Source organism: Kocuria sp., assembly GCF_030536815.1.
GTDB lineage: Bacteria > Actinomycetota > Actinomycetes > Actinomycetales > Micrococcaceae > Kocuria > Kocuria gwangalliensis.
In genome coordinates, this window is the sequence record NZ_JAUNPE010000055.1 from 1 (window position 1) to 14,461 (window position 14,461).

A 14,461-nucleotide genomic window follows, 5' to 3' on the forward strand; every position below is an offset into this window, starting at 1 on the left:
TTATCTCGCTGCTCGGTCACAATTCTCCAGGATAGCGGTCAGATCAAATCTTCATATTATCGATGAGGCGGGTGGGACCCACCCATGCCGCAGCCAACGCCAGGGCACCCGCCCGTGGGGGGGTCTCCGCGAGCGTATCGGGGTCCACGGTCACCAGGTAATCGAGTGTCACCCCTGGTTCCCCGTCGATGGTGTTCCGGGCCTGCTCCAGAGTGAGTTCACCCGCCGCCAGGGCGCGCAAGGTGCGGTTGAGAACCAAGGCGTGGGCGGCGTCGTCGGCGGTGAGGTACTGGTTGCGGGAGGACAGCGCGAGGCCCTCGCCGGAACGAACGATGGGCACCGGGCGGATGTGCACGCGGTGATTGAAATCACGGACCATTCTTTGGATGAGCAGTAATTGCTGGGCGTCCTTTTCCCCGAAGTACGCGCGGAAGGCGATGCCCGGGCCGGGTTGGACGATCATGAAGAGTTTGTTGACCACGGTCAGGGCGCCGTCGAAGTGCCCGGGGCGGGTGGTTCCCTCAAGGACCGACCCCGCTCGCCCGGAGGTCACCGAGATCACCGGCACGCCGCCCGGGTACATTTGCTCGGTGCTCGGGGCAAAGACCACGTCCACACCGCAGTCGGCGAGCGCGGAGACGTCCCGTTCCAGGTGCCGCGGGTAGCTGTCGAAGTCCTCGTCGGGGCCGAACTGCAGCGGGTTCACGAACACCGACACCACCACCAGGTCGTTTTCGTCCCGGGCCGTCCGCGCAATGCGCAGGTGCCCGTCATGCAACGCCCCCATGGTGGGGAACAGCCCCACGCTGGTCACGCCCTGGGACACACGCGTCTCGAGCGCGTCCCGCAGATCCGCCACGGTGGTGCACACCACGGGTCGAGTCATTGAAAGTCCTTCCCATCGAGCGCGGCCAGCACCGCGCGGTACGTTGTCTCGTCGATCCGCTCGGAGGCCGCGGCCCGCTGCGCCGTGAGCCTTCCCAGCGCCCGGTAGCCTTCGAGCAGGTCGTGGCCCGCCGACGACGCCGCCCGGTCCGGTCCCGCAAGTTCCGCCAAGGCGGCCACGTGGGCGGCCACCGTGGTGACGTCTCCGCGGGCCACCGGCCCGGTCAGGGCGTTCTCCCCGGAGGCCAGGGCGTTGTCGACCGTGGCTCGCACCAGCGGGCCGAGCATCCGATCCGGTTCTTCGACACCGATCTCATGCAGTAGCTGCATGGATTGGCCCATGAGGGTCATCACGTGGTTGGACCCGTGAGCGAGAGCCGCGTGGTAGAGCGGCCGGTCGGCCTCGGCGATCGCCACGGGTTCGGCACCCATTTCCACCACGAGCGCCTGGGCAATGGGTAGGACGGGTGCCGCCGCAGTCACCCCGAAGCTGCAGTCCGTGAGCCGCTGCAGGTCCAGACTGAGACCGGTGAACGTCATGGACGGGTGGATGGCCAGGCCGATGCCACCGGCCGCGCGCACCGGTTCGAGAACGTCGGTTCCGAAGCGACCCGCGGTGTGCACCACCAGTTGTCCCTGTTGCCAGGCGCCGAGCTTGCCGAGCCCGTCCACCAGGCCCGGCAGTTGGTCATCGGGCACGGCCAGCAGCACCAGCTCGCTGCGTTCCACGATGGTGGTCACGTCGAGCACCGGAACATCGGGGAGCAGGGCATCCGCCCGTTCCCTGCTCGTTTCGGAGTGGGCATGCACGCCCACCACGGCGTGCCCCGCCGCGCGCAATGCCGCACCCAGGACGGAACCGACCTTTCCGGCGCTGATGATGCCCACGCCCAATCGTCCCGGGCGCTGTTGTGGCTCGTTCACTGGATCTCCTCGCGTGAGCGCTGTGCGTTGTCTTGATTGGTGCGTTCCCTGGCGGCGCGTGCCGCATCCGTCTGGCGAACCATCAGGTCCCGAGCCTGTTGTGCATCCAGGTGATGCACCACGGTGGTCACCGGCCCGGCAATCATATGGGCGTGGATGCTGGCGATGCGCATGCGGCGCTCGATGGGGCCCTGTTGCAGCCCGAGTGACTGGGTCTTGTGATGCGGAATCACGCTCACGTTGCGGTTGAGACGCCCCCACCGCAATGACAACACCGCGTCATCCATGGCAAATCCCGTGCGCCGCCAGGTCAGAGGGTCCAGCCACCGAGCCCGTCGAGGGCTTGTGGTGTAGTTCGCGCCCCCGTCGATCCCGTTGAGCCCGTCACGCACGAGTTCCGTGGGCGGCTCGGCAAGGGGCAGTACCAGCTCGAGGATGTCCGCCACGTTCTCCGGGGTGCCCACGGGCAGCACGAGCGAATGCAGTCCCTCCAGGTCATCCAGGCCGCCTTTGCCCGCGGTGATCACCTTGACCCTGTGGCCGTCGAAGACCCGCCAGAGCACGGGTTTGCACACCTGCAGCGCCTGCACCCGACCGACCGGAATGGTCGAGGAGCGTTCGTTGAGCAGACCGGAGCGGACTCGCACACCCACCTGCACCTGGCTGAGCGTGAATCCCCAACTGCTTTCCAGCCTGTTGTAGAGCCCCGAAACAATCATGACCACCACGGGCAGGTAACTGGGGATCAAGACGCGCAGAGCCTCCGGGTTCCACTGCCACACCACCACGGCAACCACGGCGAAGAACACCGCCGAGACGGTGCTCCATGAGAGCAACAGGCTCAATAACACGCGGCTCGTGGGCACGGTGAACACGCGGCGCTGCTGATCCTGGTCATCCTGGTCCGAGAGCAGACCCAGCCGCGCGGCGGCGCGCACCTCGCGGGAACGTTCCTCCGCGGCGCTCACCCCCCGGTTGTCGTGCGGGTCTGCGCATTGCGCGCGGTACTGCCGGGCCTGCGGCGAGTGGTCCCACGGCGCCGGGGCGGGCGCATCGACCCGCGGCGCGGGACCACCGAACGCCGGGCGGGCGGCGTCGTACCCGTGGCCGTCCCGGGAGCCCACCTGAGTCGCCGGAGCGGACCGGGAGGCCTCACGAACGGCACTGAGCAATTGATGACGCAGTTCCCGTGCTTTATCGCGGCGCAGGTACGACAGTTCCAGGGCGCTGCTACCGCCGTCCGCCACGTCGAATTTCAGGGAGGCCAGGCCGAAGATGCGCGGAAGCAGCTTGCGTTCGATATCGATGCCCTGCACCCGATCCAGCCGTGCTTGTCGCTGGGTGCGGAAGATCGCCCCGTTGCGGAACCGCACGTGTTCCGAGGTGATCTGGTAGCGGGTGAACCACCACGAGAGAACACCCAGGCCGATGACCAGGCCCACCACCCCGCACAGCACCGCGGCCACCAGGCCGATCCCCACCAGCTGAATCGTTCCGGCGAAGTCCACGTCCAACGGGTCGCCGTAGACCACCGCGGCCAGTACGTCGTCCAGGAAAATATTTCCCACGCCCCACACCAGGGCCACGATCAGCAGCCAGCTGCGCACGTACGGCGTGAGCGGGTGGACACGCAGCCATTGCCCCTCGGGAGACGGCCGCACCGCATTGGTTCCGGCCGGGTCGTTCGTCCTGGCGGCGCCCATCACAGCCCCACCATGAGCTCTTCTCCCCGACGCGTGAGCTCCTCGCGCAACCGGTCGGCCTCCGCGCGGGGTAGACCGGGCAGATTGGCGTCCGTACTGGCGGCGGCCGTGTGAAGGGTCAGGTCCGCCAGCCCGAAGGCGTTGAGCAGCGGCCCGGTCTTGATGTCCACGTACTGCATGCGTCCGTAGGGGACCACCGTGACGCTGCGGAAAATGATGCCCTTGCGCAGCCACAGTTCGGTGTTCTGCTCCGCGTAACCAATGGCGCGGACCCGGCGCGGAATCAGGCACAGGTCAATGATTCCCCAGACCAACACAATGGCGGGCGGGTACCACCGCCAAAGATCGGACGGGCTGCCCCAGATCGACAGCAGAGCCAGAATCATTGGGACGCCGGTGATCAGCACCCAGATCAGGGTGCTGATGGCCGCAGAAATGAGCCTCACCTTGATGTAGTCGGGTGAAACGCGTTTCCACGCGAGTCCCCGCGGGCCCAGGTCATTGATGTCGGGCATAGCCTCCCTCTCCGGCGGTGTAAGGATCTTGCCGCCCACCGTACGGGGTGTCCTTCTCCGCGTCGGGATCATCGGGAGGCAGCTTGCACCAATTCTCGACGACCCAACCGACCACCATCAGCAGCGCCCCGGCCACTACTTGCGCCACGCACAACCACAGAGGTTCCTGGGTCGTGCGCGCTCCCAACAACATCACCTGGTCCACGCCGATCCCCGCGTGCCAACCGGCCGTCAGGGCCCCGTAATAGGCCACCGCCTGGGCCGCCGCAGCGGTGCCCACGCCCCACACGGGGTCGTACGGCTTACGGTCGGCGGGAGCTCGACGACGCCGCCGACGCTCGCCCTCGGGATCCCGGTACGCGCGCAGTCGCAGACCAAGATAGACCAACACGGCGGCCGCCGCCGCCTCCGCCAGCAAACTCCCCCACGGGAGGATCAGCATCGACTGGCTCTGCCCCGTGAGCGCCTGATTGATGCTCCACCCCACCACCGCGGCGACGAGGGCAACGACCACGAGGGACAGAACGGTCAAGTAGCGCATGGTCGAATCAACTCCGTTCCGTATCCTCGCACACGGTGAAATTCGTGGTGGTCAGCCCCGCCACGTCGGGGGCCCTGCGGGCCAGTTCCCGCACCCATTCTCCGCCCAGTCGAGCATCCGGATCCAGGCGGGCCCACGGGACCAGGACGAAAGCGCGCTCATGTGCCCGCGGGTGGGGCAAGGTGAGCTGCGGATCCTGCCGTTCGACTCCCTCGAAGCAAATGATGTCCAGGTCAAGGGTGCGAGGCCCCCAACGAACCAGCCGTTCACGACCGTGTTCGTCCTCGATCTTCTGACACGCCCGGAGCGTCTGTTCGGGACCGAGTTCCACCTGGAGTTCGACCACCGCGTTGTAGTAGTCCGGTGATCCCTCAGGCCCGCCCACGGACTTGGTACTGACCACGGGCGAGCAGCCGAGCACGGTGATTCCGGGAGTGCCGGCCAAACCGGCAACGGCCGAGCGCAACACGGCCAAGCGGTCCCCCAGATTCGCTCCCAAAGCCACCACGCACCGGGCTGCCACTACTGGACCGCCGTTTCCCGGGTGCGAAAAATCGTGACGGCAACGTCCGCGAACGTGACTTCAATGGGCGCCTTGGGTTTGTGCACCGTGACCTCGAGCGCCCGAATCATGGCGAACTGCTGGAGCAGCTCCGCGGCGATTCGTTCCGCGAGGGTCTCGATGAGCTGGTACCGGGGACCGATCACGATCTCCCGGACCAATTCGGCCACTTCCCCGTAGTGAACGGTGGCGGTGAGCTCGTCGGTTTCACCGGCGGCCTTCAGATCCACGTACATGACCAGGTCAACGAAGAACGGTTGACCGGTGCGGCGTTCCTTCTCGAAGACACCGTGATATCCCACGGCTCCCAAGCCGGTGAGTGTAATGCGGTCGTGGTGGCTCAGTTCCGCAGGGGAAGAAATCATCGGTGCTCAGTTTTCGCTCTCGTGAGGATCAAGGATCGGTGGTGTGACACCCAGCCACGCGTGGGCGGTGGCCACCGCGTCCGCGGTGGCGGCGACGTCGTGAACCCGCACCGCCCAGGCGCCTCCGAAGGCGGAGAGCGCGCTGATGGCGGCCGTGGCGCCGTCTCGCTCGGCCGCGGGACGCGGGCCCTGGTCGTCACCCAGGAGGTGACCCAGGAAACGTTTGCGGGAGGCTGCGATGAGCACCTTGTTGCCCATGGTGCGTAACCGGGGAAGGGCGCGCAACAGATCCCAGTCCTGGGCACCTGCCTTGGCGAAACCCAGTCCCGGGTCCACAATCAGGTTCTCCGGCTCCACCCCGGCCCGATACAGGCGCTCGCGCAGCCGGCACAATTCGCCGATCACGTCGTGGGCGACGTCCTCATAGGTGGAGAGGGCGTCCATGGTCGTGGACGTGCCGCGCGAATGCATCAGAATGTACGGTGCCCGTCGCCGCGCCACGAGTTCGATCATCGCCTGCTGGACGTTCACGCCCGAGACATCGTTGATGATGTGCGCGCCCGCATCCAGTGCGGCCGCGGCGGTCTCCGCGTTGAGCGTGTCCACGCTGACCACGATGCCTCGGTCCGAGAGCTCACGGATCACCCGCAGAATGCGCCGCTGCTCTTCCTCGAGGCTCACGCGGACGGAACCCGGGCGGGTGGAATCACCACCCACGTCCACGATGTCCGCGCCCTGGGCGGCGAGTTCCAGCCCGTGAGCGATGGCCGCGTCCGCAGTGTCATGCGTACCGCCGTCGCTGAAAGAATCCGGGGTGACGTTGAGGATGCCCATGATCAGTGTGCGGTCCCGCGGCAACTGCTCATACGACCCCCAACCGAGTGGGCCGTTGGCACGGTTCGGGCTCATCGGTTCTGACCCGACAGGATCAGGTTCATGGCCTCCGCGCGAGTGGCCGGGTCCCGTAACTGACCGCGCACCGCGGACGTCACGGTCTTGGCCCCCGGTTTACGCACCCCGCGCATGGACATGCACAGGTGCTCACATTCGATCACGACGATTGCTCCGGCGGGATGCAGGTTGTCCTCGAGTGCCTCGACCACCTGCGTGGTCAATCGCTCCTGGACCTGGGGCCGCTTGGCGAACAAATCCACCAGGCGCGCCAGCTTGGACAGCCCGGTGACCTGCCCCTCGGGACCGGGGATGTACCCCACGTGGGCCACCCCGTGGAACGGCACCAAGTGGTGTTCGCAGGTCGAGTAGAACGGGATGTCCTTGACCATGACCATTTCCGCGTGGCCGATATCGAACGTGGTCGCCATCAGCTCCGAGGGGTCCTGGTGGAGCCCGGTGAACATTTCCGCGTACGCGCGGGCCACCCGCGCGGGTGTGTCCTTCAGGCCGCTACGGTTGGGATCCTCCCCGATGGCCAGCAGGATCTCTCGCACCGCAGCTGCAATGCGCGGCTGATCGATCCGCTCGTCCACGTGTTCGGAATTCAGATAGTCCGCGTACGAGCCGGCCACCGGTTCGGACGGATCCTGGTCCTTGTCCGGGCTCATTCAGCGCTGCTCCTGAGATCCACCGGACCAGGGATTCCGGTCATCGCCCTGCTGTTCACCGCCGGCGGGACCGCCCTGGGTGCCGCTCCGTCCGTCCGTACCGGGCAGCTGGGCCTCGCCGTGCTCCGGGACCTCGAGCGGGTGCTCGGGCTTGGCGGCGACCGCCTGGTCCTGCGGAGCCATGGTGTCCGGGTCCTGGGTGTGCTTGCGGTGAGCTTCCTCGCGCTCGGCCGCGGTGATCACCGGCGGAATGTCGGAGACCGGGCGGTTGTCACCCGAATGCCACACGGGCCTCAGGTCGCGCTTGCGCACATCATGGAAGATCTCACCGATCTGGGCTTCGTTGAGCGTTTCCTTTTCGAGCAGTTCCAAAGCCAACCGATCCAGGACGTCCCGGTTCTCGTGGAGAATCTCATGGGCCTCAGTGTGAGCCTGTTCGAGCAGCCCTCGCACCTCGTCGTCCACGACCGCCAGGGTCCGGTCCGAGTAGTCCTTGCCGGCTGAGCCCATCTCGCGACCCACGAACGGGTCGGAGTTGTCCCCGCCGATCTTCACGGAACCGATACGCGAACTCATGCCGTACTGGGTCACCATCTTGCGGGCGGTGTCCGTCGCCTTCTGGATGTCGTTCGATGCGCCCGTGGAGGGGTCATGGAACACGAGTTCCTCCGCCGCGCGGCCACCCATGGCGTAGGCCATCTGGTCCAACAGCTCATTGCGAGTGGTGGAGTACTTGTCATCCGCGGGCATCACCATGGTGTAACCCAACGCGCGCCCGCGCGGCAGGATGGTGATCTTGGTGACCGGGTCGGTATTGCGCAGTGCTGCGGCCACCAGCGCGTGACCACCCTCGTGGTACGCGGTGACCTTGCGTTCGAGTTCTTTCATGATGCGCGAGCGTTTCTGCGGGCCCGCGATCACCCGGTCGATGGCCTCGTCCACGGCGCGGTCGTCAATGAGCTGCGCGTGAGAACGTGCGGTCAGCAAGGCGGCCTCGTTCATCACGTTGGCCAGCTCGGCACCGGTGAAGCCCGGGGTGCGCTTGGCCACCGACGCCAGATCCACGTTCTGCGCGAGCGGCTTGTTCTTGGAGTGCACGCGCAGGATCTGCTCGCGGCCCTTCATGTCAGGGGCGTCCACGCCGATCTGACGGTCGAACCGACCCGGGCGGAGCAATGCCGGATCCAGGACGTCCGGGCGGTTGGTTGCGGCAATCAGGATCACGTTGGTGTTCGCGTCGAAACCGTCCATCTCAACCAGCAACTGGTTCAGGGTCTGCTCACGCTCGTCATTACCGCCGCCCATGCCGGCACCGCGTTGGCGGCCCACGGCGTCGATCTCGTCCACGAACACAATGGCCGGGGAGTTCTCCTTGGCCTGTTGGAAGAGGTCGCGCACACGGGAGGCACCCACACCCACGAACATCTCCACGAAGTCCGAGCCGGAGATGGAGTAGAACGGCACGCCGGCCTCGCCGGCGACGGCCTTGGCGAGCAGAGTCTTACCGGTGCCTGGCGGGCCGTAGAGCAGCACGCCCTTGGGGACCTTGGCGCCCACCGCGGTGAACCGGTCGTGCTCCACCAGGAACTGTTTGATCTCGTCGAGTTCCTGGACGGCCTCATCCGCGCCCGCCACATCCGAGAACATCACCTCGGAGTTCTCCTTGTTGAACATCTTGGCCTTGGAGCGGCCGAACTTCATGGCCTGCCCGCCGGACTGCATGCGGGAGAAGATGAACCAGAAGATCGCCAGGATGATCAGGAACGGCAGCATGAACCTGATCAGGGACAGAAGCCAGTTGTTCTCCACCGGCTGGTCGGTGAACCCCTCCAGCTCGGCGCTGTTCATGGTGGCCACGACCTCCTCGGCGCGCGGTTCCACGTAGAAGAACTCGATGTCCTTGCCCAGTTCTTGGTCGTTGAGGGTGAGGTCTTCCTTGAGCTGGAGTTCGACCTTCTGCTGACCGTCGTAGATCTTCGCTTCTTGGACCTTGTGGTCGCGCAGCAGCGACATACCCACGTTCGTGTCCACGCGAGAGGTGGACGGGCCGAAGAGATTCGCTCCCACGGGAACCAGCACCAAGACGGCTAGCAAGATCCAGAAGAACGGTCCCTTAAAGAAACTGGTGGGTTTTTTCGCCGTGGCCAAGCCGATGATCCTCCCGTGGACGTGACAAGAAGTGTCGCGCCCCAAAACTGACGGTGTTGTATCCGGGTCCGAATGATCCGGCTACCGGTGCGGGTGCGCGGCGCGTCACGCATAATGTATCCCTTTCGGGGATACCCGACCCCATTGAGGTCTCGACGTTTTCTCTGAGCGCACGCGCCGCGCTCACGCTACACGCGGGACCCCGGGGTTCCCTGGATTCTTACTCGTAGACGTGCGGGGCCAGCGTAGCGATGCATTCGAGGTTGCGGTAGTGTTCCGCGAAGTCCAGACCGTATCCCACGACGAATTCATTGGGGATGTCCCAGCCCACGTATTTGACGTCGATGGCGGTCTTGGCAGCGTCCGGCTTGCGGAGCAATGCGCAGATTTCCACGGACTTGGGGCCGCGGGATTCGAGGTTGGTGCGCAGCCAGGACAGTGTGAGACCGGAGTCGATGATGTCCTCGACAATGAGGACGTCCTTGCCGTGCAGGTCGGTGTCGAGGTCCTTGAGGATGCGCACCACACCGGAGGACTTGGTGCCGGAACCGTAGGAGGACACGGCCATCCAATCCATGGGGTACTGCCCCTTGAGCGCGCGGGTGAGATCCGCCATGACCATCACCGCTCCCTTGAGTACACCCACCAGCAGGACGTCGCGGCCTTCGTAGTCGCGGTCGATCTGCTCCGCCAGCTCCTGGATCTTCTGGGCGATTTCTTCTTTGGTGAATAAGACGTGGGACAGATCTGACTCGACGTGCTCGGCCTTCACGTTGTGCTCCTGAGGTGTTGCGTGTGCGGGGATGGCGATTGTAGGAGGGGTTATTCGGTGTTCTGGAACTCCAGGCGCCCCTTGACGCAGAGCTTGTCCCCGCGACGTCGCCACACGGTCACCTTACCCGCCATTTGCAGCGGACCGGCAGCTCCGTAGCCCATAGCGAATCCCTCGAGCGCACTTAACCGCTCGAACGTGGGGGTTTCCCCGCCCGTGGCGACACATGCCTGAGCGAGCATACGACGTCGCATGGCCGCGGGGGCCTCCTGGACCGCCAGGCAGTCCAGTTCAACGCTCGACGACGCCGCCGGTTCCACTCGTGCGCGTCGGAAGAACTCCGTGGCCTGTTCGTCCAGGAAGTCCGCGTCCGCTTCGAGGACCGAGGCCGTCCGTGCCAGGGCGTTGGAGACGCCCGGGCCCATGTGTTCCTCCAGGAACGGCAGCACGCGGTGGCGGATCCTTGAACGCATCAGGGCGGTGTCCGAGTTGCTGGGATCGTGCCAGGGGTCGAGCCCTTCAACCCGGCAGATCGTCTCCGTTTCCTGGCGGGTCACGTTCAGGAATGGGCGCAGGTACAGCACACCCTCGATCGCGTGCCGCGACGACATCCCGGACAACGAGCGCGTCCCTGATCCCCTCGCAAGGCCCAGCAGCACGGTTTCCGCCTGGTCGTCGCGGGTGTGGCCCAGGAGGACGGCGTCCGCGCGCAGCTGGGTGGCGATGTCGTTGAGGGCGGCGTAGCGCGCAAGGCGCGCGGCCATTTCGGGTCCGTAACCGGCCCGGTCCACGGTGACGCGGCGCGAGATCACGGGCTCCAGACCCATGTCTTCCAGTATCCGCACGGTGGCCCCGGCGACCTCGTGCGAGCCCGGTTGCATCTGGTGGTCGATCACCGCGGCTCCCACGCGCACCGCGCCTCGGCGGGCCAGGTGAGCGGCGGCCGCGGCCAGGGCCAAAGAATCGGGCCCTCCGCTGCACGCGACCAGCACCAATGGTGGATCGTCAGAGGTGGCTGGAAGTTCGGTCAGGGAACGGTTCACGGCCCTGCGTGCGCGCGCCACCCAGGGGTGCAAGCGACCGGTTCGTCCTCGTTGCAAGGATCAGCCCTGGGCGTCGCGATTGCGGCGGGACATGTCCTCGGCCATGCTCAACACTTTGGACAGCACCGGGGTGTGCTCGCCCAACATGATCAATGCGCGTTCGAGTTCGCCGGAGGGCACCACTGTGGCCAATGCCGTGACGGCATCCGTCTCGGTGCTGATCCCCGTGCGGATTTGCGTGGTGGACAATACCGGCTGGGCAGCCTCGACTCGGCGCAACACGGCCTCGGTGTCCTGGGCCCCCACACTGTCCTCCAACATGACCAGGCGTTCATATACGGCGGGGTTACCGATCTTGATCCGGCGACCGCTGCTGAGCTGGGAGAGCATGGGCGCGGACAGCCCCAACACCTCCGCCAGCCGTCGCTGGGTGATGTTGTAGGCCGCCACCACGTGGCCGAAACGCTCCGACAGCGGTTGGCCGTACAGCTGAATCTGCTGCTGAATATTTTCCGAGCTCACGGTTTCATCCTGACACACTCCGCCGCACCTATGCGCTGCGCGGCAAGGGCATCACCCGAGCACCCGATCCATCCAGCGCTGCGGATCGTGGATTTCCGTTTCGTCGGGCAGGGTATCCGCCGAGGTCCACACCGTGTTGAACGCGTCCATTCCGGCCCGGTCCACGATGTACTCCACAAATTTCTGGCCGTCACCGTACTGGCGCATTTTCGCGTCTATCCCCATGAGGGTGCGGATCGCCCGGTCCAGGGCCCCGTGATTCTCGGAGCGCGAGTCGAAACGACGCCGAATGGTCTTGACGGTGGGGACGATTGAAGAGTCCACCGCGTCCATCACGGCGTTGGCATGGCCCTCGAGAAGGGACATCACGGCGGTCAGGTGGGACACCGTGGCCTTTTCCTCCTCGGTCAGCAAATGACCGATGGGACCCAGACCCGAGTCGGTGCGCCCCGCGGCACTCCTGCCGGTCACGGACGAGACGACCGCGCTCAGCCGCTCCCACGGGGAGACGTCAAAGGACCCCAGTGTGGAGATCTGTTCCAGCATGTGCCCGCGCAACCAGGGCGCGGCAGCGAACTGCACGCGGTGGGTTTGTTCGTGGAGACACACCCACAGCCGGAAATCGTCCGGCTCGACATTGATCTCCCGCTCCGTCCACAGCACGTTGGGAGCCACGAACATCAGCCGTCCGCCCGGGTGGGATTCGGCTGCCTCCGGTGAGACCAGGCCCGCGTACGGGTCGTACTGGCCCAACACCTTGGACGAGAGGAAGCCGACCATCGCGCCCATTTCGGCCGCCGCGGCCGTGGGCGCGAACCCGCGCAGGGCGGCGTCGAACTTCTCCGGATTCTTCTCCCGGATCCTGTCGAAGATCGGCTGCATGAGCACCGAGAACGTTTGGGTGTTGGCCTTGGCCCACCCGGCACGGTCGACCACCAGGATCTTGGAATCGCGCAGGTTCTCGGCGGCGTCCAGTCGCGTGATGTTGTGCACGTGCTGGACCGATTCGTGAGCGAAGTAGCGCAGGGACTCCACGGCCTTGCTCATTTCCCGGGGTTTGGGAGTGGGCCCGGGCGGGGTCAATTTGGCAGCGATCTGAGCCGCGGAGTCCCAGTCCACGAGTGAGGGTCGTGCCACGTCTTGAGTCATGCCCACCACTCAACCACAGAGAACTGAGTGCCACACTGTCTCGGGTTCAGCCTTGGGCGAGCGCAGCCACCGTGCGGTCCACGGTGTCCCTGGCGGCGCCTGTCTGTCCCTGGACGTCATTGAAGATCACCGAGTACACCAGCACCTCACCCCCGGCCCGTTGCACGTACCCGCTCAACGACACCACGGAATTGAGGGTGCCGGTCTTTGCGCGGGTGAGTCCTCTGGCCGCCCGCTCGTCCGGGTCGTCGAACCGGTCCGTGAGCGTTCCGGTGGCGCCACCCAGTGGCAGCCCCTGTCCGTAAGGACCCGCATCGGGATCGATGAGCAGTGCCCGGGTGGCCTGGGCCAGCAGTCCCGTGGTGACGCGGTTGGACACTGCCATTCCGCTGGCGTCAATGACGTCCGCGCCGGCCACGTCGATCGAGTGCGCCTCCAGTGTGGCGCGGATGGCCCGTTGCACACCCGTCACGCTGCCCTGTTCCCCGGCTTCACGCGCCGCCACGCGCGCAAGTGTTTCCGCCAAGGAGTTATCCGATTGCTCGAGCATGTACGCGGCCTGTTCGTGGAGGGGCGCGGACTCCACGCGCGCGAGTTCCACGGCTTGTTCCGGCCTCGCGTGCTCACCGGGGGTCACGGTGGCCCGTGTTCCCAGCTGGTTCCGGAGCCGTTCCCGGAATTCGTCCGCGGCAGCTTCCCCCGCGTTCTCGGGCCGTTCACCACGGGACCCCGGGTCCTTCCCGTCGGAGGTGGGGACCCTGTGCGAATACATGGCCAGGGGCGAGACGGCCGTGATCTCACCGGCCGCCACGTCCTCCTGGGCCCACCCGGGGTTCAGCGCCGGTCCCGAGAACAGTGACGTATCCAGGCTCACCGTGATCTCGCCCCGGACGCCTCGCTCCGTGAGCGCACTCGCGGTCCGCTCGGCCAGGTCCTCGAGCCCGGCCCGGCCGTTGACGGCATCCGGGTCACCCTTGCCCGGCGCCAACAGTGTGTCCCCTCCCGCGACGAGCGTGAGGCGGTGCGGATCCTCACCCGTCTCCACGGTGGTGGCGAGGCGCGAGTACGGGTCCAGGTGCTCCGCCACGGTCAGTGCGGTCAATGTTTTCTGGTTGGATGCGGGGATGCGGGCCTCACCCGATGCTCGCTCGGCACGCACCTGACCCGACTCCGCGTCCAACACGGTGACACTCGAGCTGCCCGGCGCGCCGGCCAGCTCTGCGGTCACCGTTTCCTGGATGACCTCGTCAGCCGTGCCCGGGCCTTCCGACGACGACGCCGCGGCGTCCAGTACCCCGGGCAACTCCCCCGGCTCCGCGGGGGCGGAAACCACGTTGATGGGTCGGCCGGGCTCCCCCGCCTCGGTTTCCGCGAGCACGGCGGGAATTGCCCACACCGAGCCGAGAATCAGCGCGATGATCAGCAACCCGGCGACCACCGGGCCGAGGAGGCTCCTGCTACGTCGGGGCGGCCGAGAACTCTGCTGAGGCATACGGTCATTCTTTCGCATGCGCGGGCCGACACGAAACGATGGGGGATCCGAGCGGCGTCGCTGATTGCCCCGTGCGCGCCCCGTGCCGCTATCGTGGGTGACAACGTGAAGTCGGGGTGCCCACCGCGTACCCCGTCACAACCGAAACTCGAATACGAGGAGTGCTGCCATGGAGCTGGACGTCACCATTGAGATCCCCCGCGGATCCCGCGTCAAGTACGAGATCGACCACGAGACCGGTCGCATCCGCCTGGATCGTGTGCTGTTCACGTCCATGC

Annotated in this window: 16 protein-coding genes; 1 reads left to right on the forward strand and 15 read right to left on the reverse strand. The window is 66.2% G+C overall.

Annotated features, from left to right (window positions below):
- Nucleotides 1–43: 43 nt before the first annotated feature.
- The 15 genes from panC to dacB all read right to left on the reverse strand — a co-directional run bounded on the left by panC (nt 44) and on the right by dacB (nt 14,183).
- Nucleotides 44–886: a pantoate--beta-alanine ligase gene (gene panC / locus Q4E95_RS06880; protein ID WP_303382613.1), complete on the reverse strand. Its 843-nt coding sequence runs from the start codon at nt 884–886 to the stop codon at nt 44–46.
- On the reverse strand, nt 883–1,809 hold the full coding sequence (locus tag Q4E95_RS06885; RefSeq protein WP_303382614.1) for a Rossmann-like and DUF2520 domain-containing protein: 927 nt from the start codon (nt 1,807–1,809) through the stop codon (nt 883–885). The genes panC and Q4E95_RS06885 overlap by 4 nt, the downstream gene beginning before the upstream one ends.
- On the reverse strand, nt 1,806–3,512 hold the full coding sequence (locus Q4E95_RS06890) for a PH domain-containing protein (RefSeq protein WP_303382615.1): 1,707 nt from the start codon (nt 3,510–3,512) through the stop codon (nt 1,806–1,808). Before Q4E95_RS06890 ends, Q4E95_RS06885 begins: the two co-directional genes overlap by 4 nt.
- Nucleotides 3,512–4,027: a PH domain-containing protein gene (locus tag Q4E95_RS06895; protein ID WP_303382616.1), complete on the reverse strand. Its 516-nt coding sequence runs from the start codon at nt 4,025–4,027 to the stop codon at nt 3,512–3,514. Before Q4E95_RS06895 ends, Q4E95_RS06890 begins: the two co-directional genes overlap by 1 nt.
- A complete protein-coding gene (locus tag Q4E95_RS06900; protein ID WP_303382617.1) occupies nt 4,011–4,568 on the reverse strand; it encodes a DUF3180 domain-containing protein in 558 nt (185 codons plus the stop codon). Before Q4E95_RS06900 ends, Q4E95_RS06895 begins: the two co-directional genes overlap by 17 nt.
- A gap of 7 nt (nt 4,569–4,575) precedes the next feature.
- Entirely contained in the window at nt 4,576–5,073 is a 498-nt protein-coding gene (gene folK / locus Q4E95_RS06905; protein ID WP_303382618.1) for a 2-amino-4-hydroxy-6-hydroxymethyldihydropteridine diphosphokinase, read from the reverse strand.
- 17 nt (nt 5,074–5,090) lie between these two features.
- A complete protein-coding gene (gene folB, locus Q4E95_RS06910) occupies nt 5,091–5,495 on the reverse strand; it encodes a dihydroneopterin aldolase (protein WP_303382619.1) in 405 nt (134 codons plus the stop codon).
- A 6-nt stretch (nt 5,496–5,501) separates the two neighbouring features.
- Nucleotides 5,502–6,404, reverse strand: coding sequence for a dihydropteroate synthase (folP, locus tag Q4E95_RS06915; RefSeq protein ID WP_303382620.1), 903 nt, complete (start codon nt 6,402–6,404; stop codon nt 5,502–5,504).
- A complete protein-coding gene (folE, locus tag Q4E95_RS06920) occupies nt 6,401–7,057 on the reverse strand; it encodes a GTP cyclohydrolase I FolE (protein ID WP_303382621.1) in 657 nt (218 codons plus the stop codon). The genes folP and folE overlap by 4 nt, the downstream gene beginning before the upstream one ends.
- Nucleotides 7,058–9,205 carry an ATP-dependent zinc metalloprotease FtsH gene (gene ftsH / locus Q4E95_RS06925; protein ID WP_303382622.1) on the reverse strand — a complete coding sequence of 716 codons (2,148 nt, stop codon included), beginning with the start codon at nt 9,203–9,205 and terminating at the stop codon, nt 7,058–7,060.
- A 220-nt stretch (nt 9,206–9,425) separates the two neighbouring features.
- Entirely contained in the window at nt 9,426–9,977 is a 552-nt protein-coding gene (gene hpt / locus Q4E95_RS06930; RefSeq protein WP_303382623.1) for a hypoxanthine phosphoribosyltransferase, read from the reverse strand.
- Between the two features lie 50 nt (nt 9,978–10,027).
- Nucleotides 10,028–11,053: a tRNA lysidine(34) synthetase TilS gene (gene tilS / locus Q4E95_RS06935; RefSeq protein ID WP_303382624.1), complete on the reverse strand. Its 1,026-nt coding sequence runs from the start codon at nt 11,051–11,053 to the stop codon at nt 10,028–10,030.
- Between the two features lie 27 nt (nt 11,054–11,080).
- On the reverse strand, nt 11,081–11,515 hold the full coding sequence (locus tag Q4E95_RS06940) for a DNA-binding protein (protein WP_303382627.1): 435 nt from the start codon (nt 11,513–11,515) through the stop codon (nt 11,081–11,083).
- 78 nt (nt 11,516–11,593) lie between these two features.
- Nucleotides 11,594–12,691 (reverse strand): zinc-dependent metalloprotease, encoded by a 1,098-nt coding sequence (locus tag Q4E95_RS06945; protein ID WP_303382625.1) that lies wholly within the window; start codon nt 12,689–12,691, stop codon nt 11,594–11,596.
- A 46-nt stretch (nt 12,692–12,737) separates the two neighbouring features.
- Nucleotides 12,738–14,183 (reverse strand): D-alanyl-D-alanine carboxypeptidase/D-alanyl-D-alanine-endopeptidase, encoded by a 1,446-nt coding sequence (gene dacB, locus Q4E95_RS06950; RefSeq protein ID WP_303382626.1) that lies wholly within the window; start codon nt 14,181–14,183, stop codon nt 12,738–12,740.
- Nucleotides 14,184–14,352: 169 nt separating this feature from the next.
- On the opposite strand from dacB, the gene Q4E95_RS06955 reads away from it, so the two are divergent.
- Nucleotides 14,353–14,461: inorganic diphosphatase (locus Q4E95_RS06955; protein WP_303382628.1), on the forward strand; the 109-nt coding region annotated here is incomplete at its 3' end.